The sequence below is a fragment of the Pseudomonas sp. COW5 genome, from assembly GCF_026240005.1.
GTDB lineage: Bacteria > Pseudomonadota > Gammaproteobacteria > Pseudomonadales > Pseudomonadaceae > Aquipseudomonas > Aquipseudomonas kribbensis.
This window is the reverse complement of sequence record NZ_JAPHVP010000001.1, coordinates 3,153,439-3,173,271: the sequence shown is the minus strand read 5'-3', so window position 1 is coordinate 3,173,271 and position 19,833 is coordinate 3,153,439. Positions and strand designations below refer to the sequence as shown.

The following is a 19,833-nucleotide window of genomic DNA, read 5'->3' as shown; positions in this document are numbered from 1 at the left end:
CGATCATGTCTCGTTCCGAAACCCTGTTTGCCAACGCCCAGAAACACATTCCCGGTGGCGTGAACTCGCCGGTTCGCGCGTTCAAGAGCGTCGGCGGCACACCGCTGTTCTTCAAGCACGCCGAAGGCGCCTACGTCACCGACGAAGACAACAAGCGTTATGTGGATTACGTCGGCTCCTGGGGCCCGATGATTCTCGGCCACAGTCACCCGGACGTGCTGGAGGCCGTGCGTAACCAGTTGCAACACGGCCTGTCCTACGGCGCGCCGACCGCGATGGAAACCGAGATGGCCGATCTGGTCTGCTCGCTGGTGCCGTCGATGGAAATGGTGCGCATGGTCAGTTCCGGCACCGAAGCGACCATGAGCGCAATCCGTCTGGCCCGTGGTTTCACCGGCCGTGACAGCATCATCAAGTTCGAAGGCTGCTACCACGGTCACTCCGACAGCCTGCTGGTCAAGGCCGGCTCCGGCGCACTGACCCAGGGCGTGCCAAGCTCGGCCGGTGTGCCGGCCGCGTTCGCCAAACACACCCTGACCTTGCCGTTCAACGACATCGACGCGGTTGAGAAAATGCTCGCCGAAGTGGGTCAGGACGTGGCGTGCATCATCGTCGAGCCGGTTGCCGGCAACATGAACTGCGTGCCGCCGGCGCCGGGTTTCCTCGAAGGCCTGCGCAGCCTGTGCGACAAGCATGGCGTGGTGCTGATTTTCGACGAAGTGATGACCGGTTTCCGTGTGGCCCTCGGCGGCGCCCAGGCTTACTACGGCGTGACCCCGGATCTGACCACTTTCGGCAAGATCATCGGCGGCGGCATGCCGGTCGGCTGCTTCGGCGGCAAGCGTTCGATCATGGAGCGCATTGCACCGCTGGGCCCGGTCTACCAAGCAGGCACCCTGTCGGGCAACCCGCTGGCAATGGCCGCCGGCCTGACCACCCTGCGCCTGATCAGCCGTCCGGGTTTCCACGCCGAGCTGACCGACTACACCACTCGCTTGCTCGACGGCTTGCAGCAGCGCGCTGACGCGGCGGGCATTCCGTTCGTGACCACCCAGGCCGGCGGCATGTTCGGTCTGTACTTCAGCGGCGCCGACGATATTGTTACTTTCGAAGACGTAATGGCCAGCGATGCGGCGCTGTTCGGTCGCTTCTTCCACCTGATGCTCGAAGGTGGCGTGTACCTGGCACCAAGCGCATTCGAAGCCGGCTTCACCTCGATCGCCCACGGCGAAGCGGAGCTGAAACTGACCCTCGATGCCGCCGAGCGCGCGTTCGCCAAACTGAAGTAATGGGTTGATCGCTGACGTTGGCCATTGCCAACGTCAGCTTTCACCTACATTCCAGCGTTTTCTCCGACGCTTCTGCCAAAAATCTCCCGCAAACCGGGTGATATATTCCCCACACAGCAGAAAATCGAGTAAAGACTTTGTAAGGTGGCCCCTGCTTATTTCATAATGCGCGCTTATTGGATCCCTCGACGGGTCCGCGCGCCCTTCAGAGGTAAGTCGATTCCCATGAACCGCACCGGCCGCACCCTTGCCTTGGGCTGCCTGTTGCTCCTTCAGCCGCTGCTCGCACATGCACAAGCAGGCGGCAACTCGTTGTTGATCCCGGCGATGGGTCGCTGCACCCTCAATACTCAGCCGCAAGATGTCACGCAGGCCCTCGCCGCCTGCCAAAAGGCAGCGGATGAAGGGGATGCGCAAGCGCAATACGAGTTGGGTGAGTTCTACTACGACGGCAAGAATGCGCCGCGCGACCTCAATCAAGCCCTGAGCTATTTCGAGAAGGCCTCGCTGCAAGGCCACGCCCAGGCGCAATTCAAGCTCGGCACCATGTTCTTCCACGGTGAAGGCGTGCAGGCCAACAACATTCAGGCTTACATCGTGCTGAAGATGGCCGCGGTCAACGGCGCCGAAGATGCGCTCGACACCGCCGACGAAGTGTCTGAAAAGATGTCCCGCGAAGACCTGGAAACCGCAACCCAGGTGCTCGGGCAAATTTTCCGTAAATACCTGATGGAACTGCAGAGCGCCGACGGGCGTACGCCGTTCTCGCCCCTGCCGTAGCTCTTGTCGTAGCTCCTATTCCCGCCCCGCTTACTTCTCGGGCATCGGTACCGGGAACGGCATCACATTGCCAACACCGCCGCGGGCTTCGCTGATTTTCGGCGTGCCAAGGCGTTCCACTTCGTCGATGCGCACGATCGAATGCATCGGCACAAAGCTGCGCACCACGCCTTCGAACTGTGCCTTGAGCTTCTCTTCGCTCGGGTCGACGACCACCTGGGTGCGCTCGCCAAAGACGAACTCTTCCACTTCCAGGAAGCCCCACAGATCACTTTGATAGATCTGCTTGGCGTACATTTCGAACACCTGGCCCTGGTTGAGGAAAATCACCTTGTAGATTGGAGCTTCGCGTTTGGTCATGGCGGGCGGACAACACATCGGGGTAAAAATGAGGGCGCGAACTATAGCATAGCCACCGGACGCGCAACGGTAGGAACCTGGGGACATGTTCCCTATAATGCGCGGTTCTTTGAACCACGTGACGACCCTATTCCATGGCCAAGAAGCTTTACATCGAAACCCACGGTTGCCAGATGAACGAGTACGACAGCTCGCGCATGGTCGATCTGCTGGGCGAACACCAGGCCCTGGAAGTCACGGCGCGGGCAGAAGACGCCGACGTGATTCTGCTCAACACCTGTTCGATCCGCGAACGTGCCCAGGACCGGGTGTATTCCCAGCTCGGCCGCTGGCGCGAACTGAAACTGGCCAACCCGGAGATGGTCATCGCCGTCGGCGGTTGCGTGGCCAGCCAGGAAGGCGCGGCGATCCGTGATCGCGCCCCGTACGTTGACGTGGTGTTCGGTCCGCAGACCCTGCACCGCCTGCCGGAAATGATCGACGCCGCGCGCATCAGCAAGCTGCCGCAAGTGGACGTCTCGTTCCCGGAAATCGAAAAGTTCGATCACCTGCCCGAGCCGCGCATCGATGGCCCGAGCGCTTACGTGTCGGTGATGGAAGGTTGCAGCAAGTACTGCACGTTCTGCGTGGTGCCTTACACCCGCGGCGAAGAGGTCAGCCGGCCATTCGACGATGTGATCACCGAGATCATCCATCTGGCGGAAAACGGCGTGCGTGAAGTGACCCTGCTGGGGCAGAACGTCAACGGCTATCGCGGCCTGACCCACGACGGTCGTCTGGCGGATCTGGCCGAACTGATCCGCGTCGTCGCGGCGGTCGACGGCATCGACCGCATCCGCTACACCACGTCGCATCCGCTGGAGTTCTCCGACAGCCTGATCCAGGCCCACGCCGAAGTGCCGGAACTGGTGAAGCACCTGCACTTGCCGGTGCAGTCCGGTTCGGACCGGATCCTGGCGGCGATGAAACGCAACCACACGGCACTGGAGTACAAATCCAAGCTGCGCAAACTGCGCGCTGCCGTACCGGGCATCTGCATCAGCTCAGACTTCATCGTCGGCTTCCCGGGGGAAACTGAGAAAGACTTCGAACAGACCATGAAGCTGATTTCCGACGTCGGCTTCGACTTTTCCTACTCGTTCGTCTACAGCCAACGCCCGGGCACCCCGGCTGCCGACCTGGCCGACGACACCCCGGAAGAACTGAAGAAAGAACGCCTGAACGCCTTGCAGCACCGATTGAACCAGCAAGGCTTCGAGATCAGCCGACAAATGGTCGGTTCGGTCCAGCGGATTCTGGTGACCGACTATTCGAAGAAAGACCCGGGCGAGCTGCAAGGGCGCACCGAGAATAACCGTATCGTCAACTTCCGCTGCGACAATCCGACCCTGATCGGCCAGTTCGCCGACGTGCACATCGACGCGGCACAACCGCACTCGCTGCGCGGCTCGCTGATCCAGTAACACCGCAAGGAGACCGCGCCAGAGGGCTGAATCGGTGCCAGGCTTTTTAAGAGCTTTCGCACCCACGCCACTGGCGTTATCCTTGATTTCATCCCAATTGCCCCAGGGCGGCTAAATACGACCTTGAACGCACCCATAGAACCTCATCGTTTCATCCTCGAGCCTTTTGAGGCTCGCCGCTTCGCCAATCTGTGCGGGCAGTTCGACGAACACCTGCGCCTGATCGAACAGCGCCTGGCCATCGAGATCCGCAACCGCGGCAATCAGTTCGAGTTGATCGGCGAACCCAAGCACACCACTTCCGCGGAAAACCTGATTCGCCGCCTGTACCGGGAAACCAAGGGTTCAGAGCTGTCGCCGGATACGGTTCACCTGTTCCTCCAGGAATCGGCCGTCGAGCAACTGGACAACCACGCCCCCGCCGAAGCCTCCGTCGCCCTGCGCACCAAGAAAGGCATGATTCGCCCACGTGGCTTGAATCAGCTGCGCTACGTGAAGGAAATCCTCGGCAACGACATCAACTTCGGCATCGGCCCGGCCGGTACCGGCAAGACCTATCTGGCCGTGGCCTGCGCCGTTGATGCCCTGGAGCGCGAGCAGATCCGCCGCATCCTGCTGGTGCGTCCGGCGGTCGAAGCGGGCGAGAAACTCGGCTTCCTGCCCGGCGACCTGTCGCAGAAGATCGACCCGTACCTGCGCCCGCTCTACGACGCCCTCTATGAAATGCTCGGCTTCGAATACGTGGCCAAGCTGATCGAACGTCAGGTGATCGAAGTTGCACCGCTGGCCTACATGCGCGGTCGCACGCTGAACAACAGCTTCATCATTCTCGACGAAAGCCAGAACACCACCGTCGAGCAGATGAAGATGTTCCTGACCCGGATCGGTTTCGGCTCCACGGCCGTGATCACCGGCGACATCACGCAGGTCGATCTGCCGCGTGGCACCAAGTCCGGACTTCATCATGTCATCGAAGTCCTGAAGGATGTGCCGGGCATCAGCTTCACCCACTTCCAGCCCAAAGACGTGGTGCGCCATCCGTTGGTGCAACGCATCGTCGAAGCCTACGAGCGCTTCGAAACGCGTTTGGCCGATGAAGCGCCAAAGGACACTCGCCACGATGCTTGAGCTTGACCTGCAAATCGCGACCGAAGCGTCTGCGCCGACCGAAGCCGAATTCCGCCAGTGGTGCGAACTGGCCCTGCGCCAGCGCACCGCCGACTCGGAAATGACCATTCGTCTGGTCGACGAAGAAGAAGGCCGCGAACTGAATCACACCTGGCGCCACAAGGATTACGCGACCAACGTCCTGTCCTTTCCCGCCGAAGTGCCCGACGAGTTTCTCGACATCCCGCTGCTGGGCGATCTGGTGATCTGCGTGGCCGTGGTTGAGCGCGAAGCCGCCGAACAGGGCAAGGAACTAAAGGCCCACTGGGCACATCTGGTCATTCACGGCTGCTTGCATCTGCTTGGTTACGACCATATAGATGACGAGGAAGCCGAGGAAATGGAAGCACTGGAACGCGAGTTGCTTGCCGAATTGGGTTATCCCGATCCGTACGCGGACGACGAAACCGAAACATCCCCTATCGTTACAACAAAGGATTCAGAGTAATCGCTATGAGCGAAGATCGATCGAGCAACGGGCAGAAGTCCTGGCTGGGTAAACTGACCCAGGCTTTTGCCCACGAGCCGAAGAACCGCCAGGAGCTGCTGGAGCTGCTGCGCGACGCACATCAGAACAAACTGCTGGACAGCGAAGCGCTGGCCATCGTCGAAGGCGCCATCCAGGTGGCTGACCTGCAAGTACGCGACATCATGGTGCCGCGCTCGCAGATGATCAGCATCAAGGCGACCCAGACACCCCGCGAATTTCTCCCTGCCGTGGTCGACTCGGCCCACTCGCGCTACCCGGTCATCGGCGAAAGCCATGACGACGTGATGGGCGTGCTGCTGGCCAAGGATCTGCTGCCGCTGATCCTCAAGGAGAACGGCGACAGCTTCAACATCAAGGACCTGCTGCGCCCGGCCACCTTCGTGCCGGAGTCCAAGCGTCTGAACGTGTTGCTGCGTGAATTCCGCGCCAACCACAATCACATGGCCATCGTGATCGACGAATACGGCGGTGTGGCGGGTCTGGTGACCATCGAAGACGTGCTCGAGCAAATCGTCGGCGACATCGAAGACGAGCACGACGTCGAAGAAGACAGCTACATCAAGCCGCTGCCCAGCGGTGATTTCCTGATCAAGGCCCTGACGCCGATCGAGAACTTCAACGAGTTCTTCGACAGCGAATTCTCCGACGACGAATTCGACACCGTCGGCGGGCTGGTGATGAGCGCGTTCGGGCACTTGCCAAAACGCAACGAAATCACTGAAATCGGCGCTTATCGTTTCCGCATCCTGAACGCCGACAGCCGTCGGATTCATCTGCTGCGACTCACGCCAATCGCCCGGTAACCATTAAGGATAGAAATGCGCTGGACAACCCGCCCCGGCTGGCCCGGTAACCTGCTGGCCGTGGCGGCCGGTGCAATCACCACCTTCGCGCTGGCACCGTTCGATCTCTGGCCGCTGGCCCTGCTGGCGGTCGGCCTGTTCTATGCCGGCCTGCGCGAGCTGAGCCCGCGCCAGGCCCTGGGCCGTGGCTGGTGCTTCGGTTTCGGCCTGTTCGGCGCCGGCACCAGCTGGATCTATTACAGCATCCACCACTTCGGCGGCGCTTCGGTGCTGCTGGCCGGGTTCCTGATGCTGATCTTCACGGCGGCCATTGCCTGGTTCTTCGCCCTGCCCGCCTGGCTGTGGGCGCGCTGGCTGCGTCGCAACGAGGCGCCGCTGGCCGATGCCCTGGCCTTCGCGGCATTGTGGGTTGGCCAGGAAGCCTTTCGTGGCTGGTTCCTCACCGGTTTCCCGTGGCTGTATTCCGGTTACAGCCAGCTCGATGGTCCGCTGGCCGGGCTCGCGCCGGTGGGCGGGATGTGGCTGGTGTCGTTCGTCCTGGCGCTGACCGCTGCTCTGATCTACAACGCACCACGCCTGCTACAGACCGGTCGTAAAGGTTTCATCGCCGCAGGTCTGGTGCTGCTGGTTGGACCGTGGGTAGCGGGTATCGCGCTCAAGGGCCATGCCTGGACCAGTCCGTCAGGCGCACCGCTGACCGTTGCCGCCATTCAGGGCAACGTCGAGCAAAGCATGAAATGGGACCCGGCACAGCTCAACGCGCAACTGGCGCTGTACCGTGACCTGAGTTTCCGTTCGAAACCGGTGGATCTGCTGATCTGGCCGGAAACCGCCGTCCCGGTGCTCAAGGAGTCCGCCGAGGGTTACCTGAACATGATGGGCACCTTCGCCGCCGAGCGTAAATCGGCGCTGATCACGGGCGTGCCGATCCGCCAGACGGTGCGTCACGAAAAACGCTTCTTCAACGGCATTACCGTGGTCGGCGAAGGCGATGGCACGTATCTGAAGCAGAAACTGGTGCCGTTCGGCGAGTACGTACCGTTGCAGGACCTGTTGCGCGGGCTGATCGCGTTCTTCGATCTGCCGATGTCCGACTTTGCCCGTGGCCCTGCCGATCAGCCGCTGTTGCAGGCCAAGGGTTATCAGATTGCGCCGTTCATCTGCTACGAAGTGGTGTACCCGGAGTTCGCTGCCGGCCTGGCCGCACACAGCGACCTGCTGCTGACCATCAGCAATGACACCTGGTTCGGCACCTCCATCGGCCCTCTGCAACACCTGCAGATGGCGCAGATGCGCGCTCTTGAAGCCGGGCGCTGGATGATCCGCGCCACCAACAACGGCGTGACCGGCCTGATCAACCCGTTCGGGCAGATCACCGAACGCATTCCGCAGTTCGAACAAGGCGTGCTGTACGGCGAAGTGGTGCCGATGCACAACCTGACTCCGTATCTGCAGTGGCGCTCGTGGCCGTTGATCATCCTGTGCGTGGTGCTGTTTGGCTGGGCGCTGATGACCAACCGGATGTCCAAGACCCTTTGAAAACCCGATCACTCCCGCGTTCTGCGCGGGAGTGATCAATCGGCGCTGTCTTCCCCTCGGTAGAACAACGAATAGCCGATCTGCCCCACCGCCTCGTTCATCAATTGCCCGCTCTGCCAGATCGACTTGAACTCCGGCAGCCAGCCGCCGAACGGCCGGGCATTGTCGGTGCCGAGGAAACCGACCGGTGCCGGTACCACTTCGAATCCAGCCTGTTGATAACTCCACACCGCACGCGGCATGTGCCAGGCCTGGGTCACCAGCACGATGCGTTTGACGCCTTCCGGCAGCAGCATTTTGGCGCTGAAGGCAGCGTTTTCCCACGTGGTGCGGCTCTCCCCTTCCTGCCAGCGCACCGTCACACCGAAATCATCACGCAGCGAATCGGCCATCAGTTTGGCTTCAGTCGGCGGCGTACCGTAATGCAGGCCACCGCTGGTCAGAATCGGCAACCCCGAGGCCTTGGCCAGCCGCGCCGCGTAGCGCTGCCGCTCAAGCCCGACGCCCGTCGGTTGATCCTCACCCCAGGCCAGGTCGCCACGCTCGCGCCCGGAGCCCAGCACCACAATCGCATCAGCGCGTTGCGCAAGGCTTGTCCATGAATCCCGGGCCAGCGGCGGCTCGCGTTCCAGGGCCTTGGCGCCCCATTGCACGACCACCGGCAGGCTCATCAGCAGGAAGCCGCCAAACCCCAGAACGAAGCACAGCCCGGCCAGTCGCGGCCGCGAACGTCGCAACCACCAGGCGACGAGCAACAGCAGCAAAAGAAGGCCAGGCGGCAACAGAAGTTGTTTAATGAAATAACGAAAAGGCATCGAGCATCTCCAGAGATGCCCGAAGCCTAAGTGGGTTGATACAACGCGACAACCAGTAGGGTCGGATCCCGTTGAAAAAGATCCGTTTTTTGACCTGCCATGCGTTTACTTGGCCTGCAGAGTCCGAACCTTGACGGTCTCTCTGCCCGGTGCCTTGTCCTTGAGCCAGATGACCTTGGCCGAATGGGCTGCATCGAGTTGCTTCACTGCCTGTGACAGGTATCCGTGGGTTTCACGCTCACTGCGATCCAGGTAAGCCTTGACCAGATTGAACTCGGCGGGGCTCAAGCCACGCAATTCCAGCTCCAGGGGGCGCTCGTCGCGCAGCCGTCCAGCGGTTTTTGCAGCGTCCAGGGCCATTCCCAGACGATCGATCAACCGCTCGTACAACTCGGGTTTGGTTATGTTTCTTTGCTGTGACTCCACCATCCCTCACCTCATTGAAGATAAGACTCACTCCCCAGTTAGAGCTTAGCTTCGCTGCACAAACCGGCTGCACGCCGCGACCAACGGCCCTCGCCGCGATTTCAACGGGGCAAACGGCTGCAATCAGGGTTTCCCTAGGCCAAGCGCGGTCATGTATGCTACGGCGCTTCCTGTAACTCCACTTCCAGCCCGTCCGGCCCGCTCCGGATGTCGCATTGAAGAGGATTAGGCCACCCCTATCCAGTACAAAAGTAGCCATGCACGAACAATATCAGCCCCGTGAAATCGAAGCCGCCGCCCAGTCATTCTGGGACGAGCAAAAGTCCTTTGAAGTCAGTGAACAGCCAGGCAAGGAGACTTACTACTGCCTGTCGATGTTCCCTTACCCCAGCGGCAAGCTACACATGGGGCACGTGCGCAACTACACCATCGGCGACGTGATCTCCCGCTACCAGCGCATGCTCGGCAAGAACGTCCTGCAACCGATGGGTTGGGACGCTTTCGGCATGCCGGCGGAAAACGCCGCGATGAAGAACAACGTGGCCCCCGCCAAGTGGACCTACGAAAACATCGCCTACATGAAATCCCAGCTGCGCAGTCTGGGCCTGGCGGTGGACTGGTCCCGCGAAGTCACCACCTGCAAGCCGGATTACTACCGCTGGGAACAGTGGCTGTTCACCCGCCTGTTCGAAAAAGGCGTGATCTACCGCAAGAACGGTACCGTGAACTGGGACCCGATCGACCAGACCGTTCTGGCCAACGAACAGGTGATCGACGGTCGCGGCTGGCGTTCCGGCGCGCTGATCGAAAAGCGCGAAATCCCGATGTACTACTTCAAGATCACCGCTTATGCGGATGAGCTGCTGGAGAGTCTCGACGAACTGACCGGCTGGCCTGAGCAGGTCAAGACCATGCAGCGCAACTGGATCGGCAAGTCCCGCGGGATGGAAGTGCAGTTCCCGTACAACGTCGATTCGATCGGCGAAAGCGGCACCCTGAAAGTCTTCACCACCCGTCCGGACACCCTGATGGGCGCAACCTATGTTGCCGTGGCCGCCGAGCACCACCTGGCCGCTCTCGCCGCGAAGAACAACCCTGAACTGCAAGCGTTCATCGCCGAATGCAAGGGCGGCAGCGTTGCCGAAGCCGACGTCGCCACCCAGGAGAAGAAAGGCCTGCCGACCGGCCTGTTCGTCGAGCACCCGCTGACCGGTGAAAAACTGCCGGTGTGGGTCGCCAACTACGTGTTAATGCACTACGGCGACGGCGCAGTGATGGCTGTGCCGGCTCACGACGAGCGCGATTTCGAGTTCGCCCACAAGTACAACCTGCCGGTCAAATCCGTGGTTCGCACCAGTTCCGGTGAAACCAACCCGGCCCCATGGCAGGACGCCTACGGCGAGCACGGCACGCTGATCAACTCCGGCGAGTTCGACGGCCTGGACTTCGCCGGCGCCTTCGACGCCATGGAAGTCGCCCTGATCAAGAAGAACCTCGGCGCCTCGCGCACCCAGTTCCGCCTGCGCGACTGGGGCATCAGCCGTCAGCGCTACTGGGGCTGCCCGATCCCGATCATCCACTGCGATGCCTGCGGCGACGTGCCGGTGCCGGAAGACCAGTTGCCGGTCGTACTGCCGGAAGACGTGGTGCCGGACGGCGCCGGTTCGCCGCTGGCGCGCATGCCCGAGTTCTACGAGTGCACCTGCCCGAAATGCGGCCAGCCTGCCAAGCGTGAAACCGACACCATGGACACTTTCGTCGAGTCGTCCTGGTACTACGCCCGTTACGCCTCGCCGCACTTCGAAGGCGGCCTGGTGGAAAAATCCGCAGCCGACCACTGGTTGCCGGTGGATCAGTACATCGGCGGTATCGAACACGCCATTCTTCACCTGCTCTACGCGCGCTTCTTCCACAAACTGATGCGCGACGAAGGTCTGGTGAGCTCCAACGAGCCGTTCAAGAACCTGCTGACCCAGGGCATGGTGGTCGCCGAGACCTACTATCGCCGTGAAGCCAACGGCGCCTACACCTGGTTCAACCCGGCGGACGTGGAACTGGAGCGCGACAGCAAGGCCAAGGTCATCAGTGCCAAACTGAAATCCGACGGCCTGCCGGTGGAAATCGGCGGCACCGAGAAGATGGCCAAGTCGAAGAACAACGGCGTCGACCCACAGTCGATGATCGATCAGTTCGGCGCCGACACCTGCCGCCTGTTCATGATGTTCGCTTCGCCACCTGACATGAGCGCTGAGTGGTCCGACTCCGGCGTGGAAGGCTCGCATCGCTTCCTCAAGCGCGTTTGGCGTCTGGCTCAGGCCCACGTCACCCAGGGCCTGCCGGGCAAACTGGACATCGCCGGCCTGAATGACGAGCAGAAAGTCATTCGTCGTGCGATCCACCAGGCGATCAAGCAGGCCAGCCACGACGTCGGCCAGAACCACAAATTCAACACCGCCATCGCCCAGGTGATGACGCTGATGAACGTGCTGGAGAAAGCCGCACAAACCACCGAACAAGACCGCGCACTGATCCACGAAGGCCTGGAAGCCGTGACCCTGCTGCTGGCCCCGATCACGCCGCACATCAGCCATGAGCTGTGGAACCGCCTGGGCCACGCTGACCCGGTGATCGACGCCGGCTGGCCGGTGCTGGACGAAAGCGCGCTGGTACAGGACAGCCTGACCCTGGTCATCCAGGTCAACGGCAAGCTGCGCGGCCAGATCGAAATGCCGGCCGCCGCCACCCGCGAAGAAGTCGAAGCCGCCGCCCGTGCCAACGAAAACGTGCTGCGCTTCGTCGACGGCCTGACTATTCGCAAAGTGATCGTAGTGCCCGGGAAACTGGTCAATATCGTCGCCAGCTAATTGGATCGGACGCCGGGTCTGCCTGGCGTCCAGTAAAACCTTTCGGGCCGCAGGGTCGGCCCACATGGTTTCAAGGGGAGCAACACAATGATCAAACGCAATCTGCTGGTGATGGGCCTCGCTGTCCTGTTGAGCGCCTGCGGTTTCCAGCTGCGCGGCACCGGCACCACCGAACTGGCGATCAAGGAACTCGACCTGAGCGCCCGCAACGCCTACGGCGAAACCGTGACGCAACTGCGCCAGGTGCTGGAGGCCAGCGGCGTCAGGATCGTTTCCGGCGCACCGTACAAGCTGTATCTGGCCGATGAGCAGGAAAACCAGCGCATCCTCAGCTACGCCGGTGCCGGTCGTACTGGCGAATACCAGGTGACCACCGTGCTCAATTACGACATCCGTGGCGAAAAAGACCTGCTGCTCAAAAGCGACAAGCTTGAAGTGCAGAAAGTGTTCATCCACGACGGCAACAACCTGGTGGGTTCCGACCAGGAAGCCAACGATGCCCGCAACGAGACACGCCGCGAGCTGGTACAGCGCATGATGCTGCGCCTGCAGCAACTGACGCCGGCCCAGCTGGAAGCTCTGCAACAAGCCGCCAACGCCCGGGCCAAGGCAGAAGCCGACGCCCTGGAAGCGGCGCAGAAGGCTGAAGCGGAAACCCCGCGTCAGTCGCCGCTCGAACTGCCGCAGCAGTAAGACGTCCGGGGCGCTCAGGCGCCCCGTTCGCCCTTTCTTATGAAGCTCGCTCCCGCCCAACTCGGCAAACACCTGCAAGGCGCCCTTGCGCCGGTCTACATCATCAGCGGTGATGACCCGCTGCTGTGCCAGGAAGCTGCCGACGCCATTCGTTCCGCTGCCCGTCAGCAAGGTTTCGACGAACGCCAGGTGTTCGCTGCCGACGCCAACTTCGATTGGGGTACGCTGCTGCTGGCCGGCGCCAGCATGTCGTTGTTCGCTGAAAAGCGCCTGCTGGAACTGCGCCTGCCTTCCGGCAAGCCGGGTGACAAGGGCGCAGCCGCACTGATCGAATACTGCTCGCGCCCCGCAGAGGACACGGTGCTGTTGATCAGCTTGCCCAAGCTGGACGGCAGCGCGCAGAAGACCAAGTGGGGCAAGGCGCTGGTCGAAGGTCAGCAGACCCAGTTCATCCAGATCTGGCCGGTGGATGCCAACCAGTTGCCGAGCTGGATTCGTCAACGACTGTCTCAGGCCGGGTTGTCGGCCAGTCAGGACGCGGTGGAACTGATTGCCGCGCGGGTCGAAGGCAACCTGCTTGCCGCCGCGCAGGAGATCGAGAAGCTCAAGCTGATGGCCGAAGGCGGACAGATCACCGTCGAAACCGTCCAGGCGGCCGTGGCCGACAGTGCGCGTTTTGACGTATTCGGCCTGACCGACGCAGTCCTCAACGGCGAACCGGCTCACGCGCTGCGCATGCTCGAAGGGCTGCGCGGTGAAGGTGTCGAGCCGCCGGTGATCCTCTGGGCCCTGGCCCGGGAGCTGCGTCTGCTGGCCAATATCTCGCTGCAGTACAGCCAGGGAACGCCGCTGGACAAGTGCTTCAGTCAGGCGAAACCGCCGGTCTGGGACAAGCGCAAACCGCTGATGAGCAAGGCCCTGCAACGCTACTCGGCGCAACGCTGGGCGCAATTGTTGCTCGAGGCCCAGCGCATCGATGCGCAGATCAAGGGCCAGGCGGCCGGATCGCCGTGGATGAGCCTCAGCCGGCTGGCGATGTTGATGGCCGGTCAGCGTCTGACGTTACCTGCCGAATGAAATCCGGGATCGCACCCTGCGATCCCTTTTTTGCACAGACCATTTCCTACAGAAAATCGCGCCTTCAGTCCTATAGACAGACGCTCGACATCGGCAGATCATTTGCCGCGCAAAACCCACTCACTCGCGAGAACCCTAATGAGCAAAAAGCCATCGAAACATGGCCACAACAAGGCCAAATCCATCGTCGCCCAACCCCTGTTCCGCAGCCGCCAGGAACGACCAACCAAGGGTAAAGGCAGCTACCGCCGCGAAGCCTTCCAGTCTGACAGCTGGGAGGCTTCTTACTTTCTGGCCGCTTGAAGCGCAGCACCCCTTCCTCATGTTAAGGTCTGCACCTGATTCGTATCCCCTGGACCTGTGCATGCCCCTCAGTCTTTCCCGTCGTTGGCCCGTTCGCCAACTGATCGCTGCCACAAGTTTCATACTGCTTGTCGCCTGCGCGGAGAAACCCACCGCCGCCGACGCGCAACCGCTTCAGGCTGCTCCCGTTGCCATAGCCCCTGCGGTCATCCCGCCGGTAGTGCCGTCCGGTGACGACCTCGATCTGCAACCAACCCAGACTTTCGCCGAGTGGCAGGCAGGTTTCCGCAAGGACGCCCTGGCCGCCGGTATCCGCGCCGACGTGTTCGATCGCGCTTTTGCCAACGTGAGCTTCGATGCCAGCGTAATCCGCGCCGACCGTAGCCAGCCGGAGTTCGCCCGCCCGGTATGGGAATACCTGGACGGTGCCCTGTCGCCACTGCGGGTGCGCAAAGGCCAGGCGCTGATCAACCAGTATGCCGATATCCTGCAACGCATCGAGCAACGTTATGGCGTCGACCGTCAGGCGCTGGTATCGGTGTGGGGGATGGAAAGCAATTTCGGTCAGTTCCAGGGCACCAAGTCGGTAATCAACTCCCTGGCGACCCTGGCCTATGAAGGCCGCCGCCCGGCATTTGCCCACGCGCAACTGATCGCGGCGCTGCAGATCCTGCAACAGGGCGACATCTCGCCGGAGAAAATGCTCGGTTCCTGGGCCGGCGCCATGGGCCAGACCCAGTTCATCCCGACGACCTACAACACCCACGCAGTGGATTTCGACGGCGACGGTCGCCGCGACATCTGGGGCAGCCCCGCCGACGCTCTGGCCTCGACTGCGCACTACCTGCAAAGCTCCGGCTGGCAACGTGGCCAGCCATGGGGCTTCGAAGTGCAACTGCCGAGCGGTTTCAACTACACCCTGGCCGATGGCGCGATTCGCAAGAGTGTCGCCGAATGGCGTCAACTGGGTGTGATCCTGCCCAACGGTGGCCAGGCACCGGCTGGCTCCGAGCAGTTGTCGGCTGCCCTGCTGCTGCCGGCGGGCTATCGTGGCCCGGCGTTCCTGATCCTCGACAACTTCCGGGCGATCCTCAAGTACAACAACTCGTCGTCCTATGCCCTGGCGGTAAGCCTGTTGTCCGAGCGCTTCAACGGCGCAGGCCTGATCAACGGCACCTGGCCGAAGGATGATCTGCCGCTGAGCCGTACCGAGCGCATCGAGCTGCAAAACCTGCTGACCGCGCGCAACTACGACGCGGGCACCGCTGACGGCATCATCGGTGCCAATACGCGCAAGGCGATCCGCAGTGCGCAACAGTCGTTCGGCTGGCCGGCGGATGGCTATCCGACGCACAAGCTGCTTGAAAGCCTGCGTAACCAATAAAAAAACGCCGCCTGAAGAGGCGGCGTTTTTTTTGCGGTTCGGTCAGCGAATCACTACATCCTGCTCCAGCATCAACTCCTTCTTCCCCGCATCCAGTCGAACCAGCGCGCCCAACGGCAGCGTCAGGTTCGGATCACAGTGTCCGCTGCGCCATCCTGACAACACCGGAATCCGCAGCGGCTCGAAGGTCTGCTTGAGCAGGCGGTTCAGCGCATCGACATCCACCCCCGCGATATCCCCGACCAACACGCCACGCAATCGGGCCAGCTTGCCCGCCAGACGCATCTGGGTCAGCAAGCGGTCGATCCGATACAGCGGCTCGTTGACATCCTCAATGAGCAGGATCACCCCTTCGACGTCGATCTCGTAAGGCGTGCCCAGGGTTGCGGCGATCATCGCCAGATTGCCGCCCAGCAAACGCCCGTGAGCGATGCCAGGCTCAACCGTAGTCAATGGATAAGCCACCGGATGACTCAACACACTGCCGGCCTTCAACTGCCCGCGCAGCATGGCGAAGAACGACGTCACCGTCGGCGGTTCCTTGTCCCCCAGCAGGTCAGCGTTCAACAGTGGCCCGTGAAAAGTCACGAACCCGGCGTAACGACTGATAGCCAGATGCAGCGCAGTAATGTCGCTGTAGCCGACGAAGGGTTTGGCATGGCGGCTCAGCAGATCGTAGTCGATCCGGTCCAGCAACCTCGGCGTGCCGTAACCGCCACGCAGACAGATGATTGCGTCAACCTCGGGATCAGTGAACGCCGCGTGCAGATCGTTCAGTCGTACCTCGTCGCTGCCGGCCAGATAGCCTTCCTTCTCGTAAACCCCCGGGAACACCCGCAAACCGTAACCCCGGGCGCGCATCCACTGGATGGCCTTTTCGGTATCCAGCGCGCCAGGACCGGCGGGCGCAATGACGCCTATCAGCCCTTCCGACGGCAGCGCCGGCACAGGCTTGTGCGGAAAAAGGGTGTGGGTCGGTCGAACGGTCATCCATGGATCTCCCTGTGTGAAGTCATGCACACACAGTAGTCAGGAACGGCGACAAACAGAAGAGGCTCAGATGCGCCGCAGGTTGCAGGAAAAGTCAGTAACGAGCGTAGGCCGGACAAAAAAATGCCCGCCGGGCGATAAAACCCGGCGGGCACCTTCTCATTCAGCGCTGAGTCAGGAACCGAGCAGCTCGGCCTTGACCAGTTTCGCCTGCTCGTCGGCGTGGTACGAAGAGCGCACCAACGGGCCGGAAGCGACGTTCTTGAAGCCCATCTTGTAACCTTCCTCGGCGAACCAGGCGAAGGTGTCCGGGTGCACGAAACGCTGCACCGGCAAGTGACTGCGGGACGGTTGCAGGTACTGGCCCAGGGTCAGCATGTCGATGTCGTGTTCGCGCATGCGCTTCATGACTTCGATGACTTCGTCGTCGGTCTCGCCCAGACCCAGCATCAGGCCGGACTTGGTCGGAATGTGCGGCATCATCTGCTTGAAACGCTGCAGCAGGGTCAGCGACCACTGGTAGTCCGAACCCGGACGCGCAGCCTTGTACAGGCGCGGTACGGTTTCCAGGTTGTGGTTGAACACATCCGGCGGCTCGGCCGCAGTGATTTCCAGAGCGATGTCCATGCGGCCACGGTAGTCCGGGACCAGGGTCTCGAGCTGCACATTCGGCGACAGCTTGCGGATTTCGCGGATGCAGTCGGCAAAGTGCTGGGCACCGCCGTCACGCAGGTCGTCGCGGTCAACCGAGGTGATCACCACGTACTTGAGTTTCAGGTCGGCGATGGCGATGGCCAGGCTTTCCGGCTCGTTGACGTCCAGTGGTTTCGGACGACCGTGACCCACGTCGCAGAACGGGCAGCGACGGGTGCAGATGTCACCCATGATCATGAAGGTCGCGGTGCCGCCGGAGAAGCACTCGCCCAGGTTCGGGCAGGATGCCTCTTCGCAGACGCTGTGCAGCTTGTGCTTGCGCAGCAGGCTCTTGATGCGCTCGACTTCCGGCGAAACCGGGATGCGCACGCGGATCCAGTCGGGTTTCTTCGGCAGTTCGGTGGTCGGAATGATCTTTACCGGGATGCGTGCAACCTTCTCGGCGCCGCGCAGCTTGACGCCGGCTTCAACCTTGGGACGCGGGGCCGGGCGCTCGGTCACGTCGAGCGTCGGGATCATGGTTTGCACTGCATCAGTAGTCATATCAGTCGATTCCGCCCGTCAGGGTCGTCTGCTCAGCATAGTCGAGGTGTTTGACGAGCTGCGCGCGCAGCCGGGCACTTACCTCGGCAAATTCAATCGATCCTGCGTGATCGCTCAGCTGGGTCATCGCCAGCCCGGCATAGCCGCAGGGATTAATCCGTCGAAACGGTTCCAGGTTCATATCCACGTTCAGGGCCAGGCCATGAAAGGAACAACCGTGGCGAATCCGCAAACCCAGAGAAGCGATTTTCGCTCCGTCGACATAGACGCCGGGAGCATCTGGCTTGGCCACAGCGGTGACGCCGTAGCTGGCCAGCAGTTCGATCAGGCACCGCTCCATGCGTGTGACCAGGTCGCGTACGCCAAAACCCAGTTTGCGTACATCCAGCAACAGGTACGCCACCAGTTGGCCGGGGCCATGGTAAGTCACCTGCCCGCCGCGGTCGACCTGAACCACCGGGATATCTCCCGGCAGCAACAGATGTTCGGCCTTGCCGGCCTGCCCCTGAGTGAACACGGGCGGGTGTTCGACGAGCCAGATTTCGTCGGCGGCATCACTGCCGCGTTCGTTGGTAAAGCGTTGCATGGCATGCCAGACCGGCTCGTAAGCCATCTGGCCAAGTTCGCGAAAGCCCAGCGTGCCCGGCATCACAACACCATGTGTACGAAGCCGGTCGCCCGCAGTTCGCTGTTGATGTTGTACAGCTGATCCTGGTCGGTCGCGACGATGTGCAACTGGATGGTGGTGTACTTGCCGTTGCTGCTTTGACGCTCGTCGACACGCTCATCGTTGATCTTTGCGTGTTTCTTGACGATGTCGATGATCTTGTCTTTGTTGCCGACGCCCGTATCGCTGATCACCTTAACCGGATAATCAACCTGCGGAAATTCGATCTTTGGCGCCTTTACTTCGGTATCGGTCATGGCGTAACGGCCTCGTAAGCGTAAGCCCGGTAACGAACAAGGCCCCGCTCCGGAAGGGAACGGGGCCATGCAGGTCAACTCGAATCAGTTGAACAAGCCGTAGAAGAATAGACGGATGCTATCCCACATGCGGCGGAAGATACCACCCTCCTCGACAGCGTCCAGAGCGATCAGGTCGGCGCTGTGCACCACCTTGTCGTCCAGTTTCACTTCGACTTTACCGATCACGTCGCCCTTGGCGATTGGCGCGGTCAGTTGCGGGTTCATGGTCATGCTGGCAGCGAGCTTCTTCAGCTGGCCTTTCGGCAGGGTCATGGTCAGATCTTCAGCCAGGCCGGCCTTGACCTGGCTGGTGGTGCCTTTCCACACCGGGGCCTGAGCCAGTTCGGTACCCTTCTGATAGAAGGTCTGGGTTTCGAAGAAGCGGAAACCGTAGGTCAGCAGTTTCTGGGTCTCGGCAGCACGAGCCACTTCGCTGTTGGTGCCGAACACCACGGCGATCAGGCGCATGCCGTCACGAACGGCCGAGGACACCATGCAGTAGCCGGCTTCGTCGGTGTGACCGGTTTTCAGACCGTCGACGGTCTTGTCGCGCCACAGCAGCAGGTTGCGGTTAGGCTGCTTGATGCCGTTCCAGAAGAACTCTTTCTGCGAGTAGATCGCGTAGTGAGCCGGGTCTTCGTGGATGATCGCACGCGCCAGGATCGCCATATCGTGAGCCGACGAGTAGTGCTCAGGGTTTGGCAGACCGGTCGGGTTCATGAAGTGGGTATTGGTCATGCCCAGATCGGCGACAGTCTTGTTCATCAGGTCGGCGAAGGCGTCTTCGCTACCGGCGATGTGCTCGGCCACCGCGACGCTGGCGTCGTTGCCGGACTGAATGATGATGCCGTGCAGCAGGTCGCTGACAGTCACCTGCGAGCCGACCTTGATGAACATCCGCGAACCGCCGGTGCGCCAGGCGTTTTCGCTGACGGTCACCGGATCGTTTTCACCGATCTGGCCACGACGGATTTCCAGCGTAGCAATGTACGCGGTCATCAGTTTGGTCAGGCTGGCCGGTGGCAGACGCTGGTCACCGTTGTTCTCCACCAGCACGTTGCCGCTGCTGGCGTCCATGAGCACGTAGGCTTTTGCGGCCAGTTGAGGTGGCGACGGCATCATCTCGGCCGCGAAGGCGGCTGGCGAGAGGAGCAGCGGGACTAGCAGACACAGGCGTTTGGCAAAGGTGGTGATGTTCATCCGTCTCTCGAAATCGCTAATGGAAAC

General features: G+C 61.5%; 20 protein-coding genes. 12 read left to right on the top strand and 8 right to left on the bottom strand.

Annotated features, from left to right (window positions below; genetic code table 11):
- The first annotated feature begins 5 nt into the window (after positions 1-5).
- Both hemL and OQ248_RS14470 read left to right on the top strand, forming a co-directional pair.
- Positions 6-1,289 carry a glutamate-1-semialdehyde 2,1-aminomutase gene (hemL, locus tag OQ248_RS14475; protein ID WP_265813156.1) on the top strand — a complete coding sequence of 428 codons (1,284 nt, stop codon included), beginning with the start codon at positions 6-8 and terminating at the stop codon, positions 1,287-1,289.
- A 225-nt stretch (positions 1,290-1,514) separates the two neighbouring features.
- Entirely contained in the window at positions 1,515-2,069 is a 555-nt protein-coding gene (locus OQ248_RS14470; protein ID WP_003228518.1) for a tetratricopeptide repeat protein, read from the top strand.
- A gap of 30 nt (positions 2,070-2,099) precedes the next feature.
- Here the strand turns inward: OQ248_RS14470 and OQ248_RS14465 are convergent, their stop codons facing one another.
- On the bottom strand, positions 2,100-2,429 hold the full coding sequence (locus OQ248_RS14465; RefSeq protein WP_007958692.1) for a DUF1820 family protein: 330 nt from the start codon (positions 2,427-2,429) through the stop codon (positions 2,100-2,102).
- 134 nt (positions 2,430-2,563) lie between these two features.
- On the opposite strand from OQ248_RS14465, the gene miaB reads away from it, so the two are divergent.
- The 5 genes from miaB (at position 2,564) to lnt (ending at position 7,891) form a co-directional block, all read left to right on the top strand.
- The gene (gene miaB, locus OQ248_RS14460; RefSeq protein WP_265813155.1) at positions 2,564-3,892 is read left to right on the top strand and encodes a tRNA (N6-isopentenyl adenosine(37)-C2)-methylthiotransferase MiaB; all 1,329 of its coding nucleotides are present in this window, start codon (positions 2,564-2,566) and stop codon (positions 3,890-3,892) included.
- A 123-nt stretch (positions 3,893-4,015) separates the two neighbouring features.
- On the top strand, positions 4,016-5,020 hold the full coding sequence (locus tag OQ248_RS14455) for a PhoH family protein (RefSeq protein ID WP_011336084.1): 1,005 nt from the start codon (positions 4,016-4,018) through the stop codon (positions 5,018-5,020).
- Complete coding sequence (gene ybeY, locus OQ248_RS14450; protein ID WP_085712270.1) at positions 5,013-5,507, top strand: rRNA maturation RNase YbeY; 495 nt, start codon at positions 5,013-5,015, stop codon at positions 5,505-5,507. Before OQ248_RS14455 ends, ybeY begins: the two co-directional genes overlap by 8 nt.
- 5 nt (positions 5,508-5,512) lie before the next feature.
- A complete protein-coding gene (locus tag OQ248_RS14445; protein ID WP_007909641.1) occupies positions 5,513-6,352 on the top strand; it encodes an HlyC/CorC family transporter in 840 nt (279 codons plus the stop codon).
- 15 nt (positions 6,353-6,367) lie between these two features.
- Entirely contained in the window at positions 6,368-7,891 is a 1,524-nt protein-coding gene (gene lnt / locus OQ248_RS14440; RefSeq protein WP_265813154.1) for an apolipoprotein N-acyltransferase, read from the top strand.
- A 35-nt stretch (positions 7,892-7,926) separates the two neighbouring features.
- Here the strand turns inward: lnt and OQ248_RS14435 are convergent, their stop codons facing one another.
- Positions 7,927-8,706: a YdcF family protein gene (locus tag OQ248_RS14435; protein ID WP_265813153.1), complete on the bottom strand. Its 780-nt coding sequence runs from the start codon at positions 8,704-8,706 to the stop codon at positions 7,927-7,929.
- A gap of 105 nt (positions 8,707-8,811) precedes the next feature.
- Positions 8,812-9,135 carry a hypothetical protein gene (locus OQ248_RS14430; RefSeq protein ID WP_085712273.1) on the bottom strand — a complete coding sequence of 108 codons (324 nt, stop codon included), beginning with the start codon at positions 9,133-9,135 and terminating at the stop codon, positions 8,812-8,814.
- 254 nt (positions 9,136-9,389) lie between these two features.
- On the opposite strand from OQ248_RS14430, the gene leuS reads away from it, so the two are divergent.
- From leuS to OQ248_RS14405, 5 genes are all read left to right on the top strand, one after another.
- Positions 9,390-11,996, top strand: a complete 2,607-nt coding sequence (gene leuS / locus OQ248_RS14425) for a leucine--tRNA ligase (RefSeq protein WP_265813152.1) — start codon at positions 9,390-9,392, stop codon at positions 11,994-11,996.
- 87 nt (positions 11,997-12,083) lie between these two features.
- Complete coding sequence (lptE, locus tag OQ248_RS14420; protein ID WP_119428889.1) at positions 12,084-12,689, top strand: LPS assembly lipoprotein LptE; 606 nt, start codon at positions 12,084-12,086, stop codon at positions 12,687-12,689.
- Between the two features lie 39 nt (positions 12,690-12,728).
- Positions 12,729-13,766 carry a DNA polymerase III subunit delta gene (gene holA / locus OQ248_RS14415; RefSeq protein WP_119428890.1) on the top strand — a complete coding sequence of 346 codons (1,038 nt, stop codon included), beginning with the start codon at positions 12,729-12,731 and terminating at the stop codon, positions 13,764-13,766.
- Positions 13,767-13,904: 138 nt separating this feature from the next.
- Positions 13,905-14,069 (top strand): alternative ribosome rescue factor ArfA, encoded by a 165-nt coding sequence (arfA, locus tag OQ248_RS14410; protein WP_007958672.1) that lies wholly within the window; start codon positions 13,905-13,907, stop codon positions 14,067-14,069.
- Between the two features lie 61 nt (positions 14,070-14,130).
- Positions 14,131-15,453, top strand: coding sequence for a lytic murein transglycosylase (locus tag OQ248_RS14405; RefSeq protein ID WP_265813151.1), 1,323 nt, complete (start codon positions 14,131-14,133; stop codon positions 15,451-15,453).
- A gap of 42 nt (positions 15,454-15,495) precedes the next feature.
- Here the strand turns inward: OQ248_RS14405 and OQ248_RS14400 are convergent, their stop codons facing one another.
- The 5 genes from OQ248_RS14400 to OQ248_RS14380 all read right to left on the bottom strand — a co-directional run bounded on the left by OQ248_RS14400 (position 15,496) and on the right by OQ248_RS14380 (position 19,806).
- Positions 15,496-16,443 (bottom strand): LD-carboxypeptidase, encoded by a 948-nt coding sequence (locus OQ248_RS14400; protein WP_265813150.1) that lies wholly within the window; start codon positions 16,441-16,443, stop codon positions 15,496-15,498.
- A 174-nt stretch (positions 16,444-16,617) separates the two neighbouring features.
- Positions 16,618-17,616 (bottom strand): lipoyl synthase, encoded by a 999-nt coding sequence (lipA, locus tag OQ248_RS14395; protein ID WP_162803535.1) that lies wholly within the window; start codon positions 17,614-17,616, stop codon positions 16,618-16,620.
- A 25-nt stretch (positions 17,617-17,641) separates the two neighbouring features.
- Positions 17,642-18,289 (bottom strand): lipoyl(octanoyl) transferase LipB, encoded by a 648-nt coding sequence (gene lipB, locus OQ248_RS14390; protein WP_085712280.1) that lies wholly within the window; start codon positions 18,287-18,289, stop codon positions 17,642-17,644.
- A complete protein-coding gene (locus tag OQ248_RS14385; protein WP_007958664.1) occupies positions 18,289-18,564 on the bottom strand; it encodes a DUF493 domain-containing protein in 276 nt (91 codons plus the stop codon). Before OQ248_RS14385 ends, lipB begins: the two co-directional genes overlap by 1 nt.
- 84 nt (positions 18,565-18,648) lie before the next feature.
- The gene (locus OQ248_RS14380) at positions 18,649-19,806 is read right to left on the bottom strand and encodes a D-alanyl-D-alanine carboxypeptidase family protein (protein ID WP_065259591.1); all 1,158 of its coding nucleotides are present in this window, start codon (positions 19,804-19,806) and stop codon (positions 18,649-18,651) included.
- Positions 19,807-19,833 lie beyond the last annotated feature (27 nt).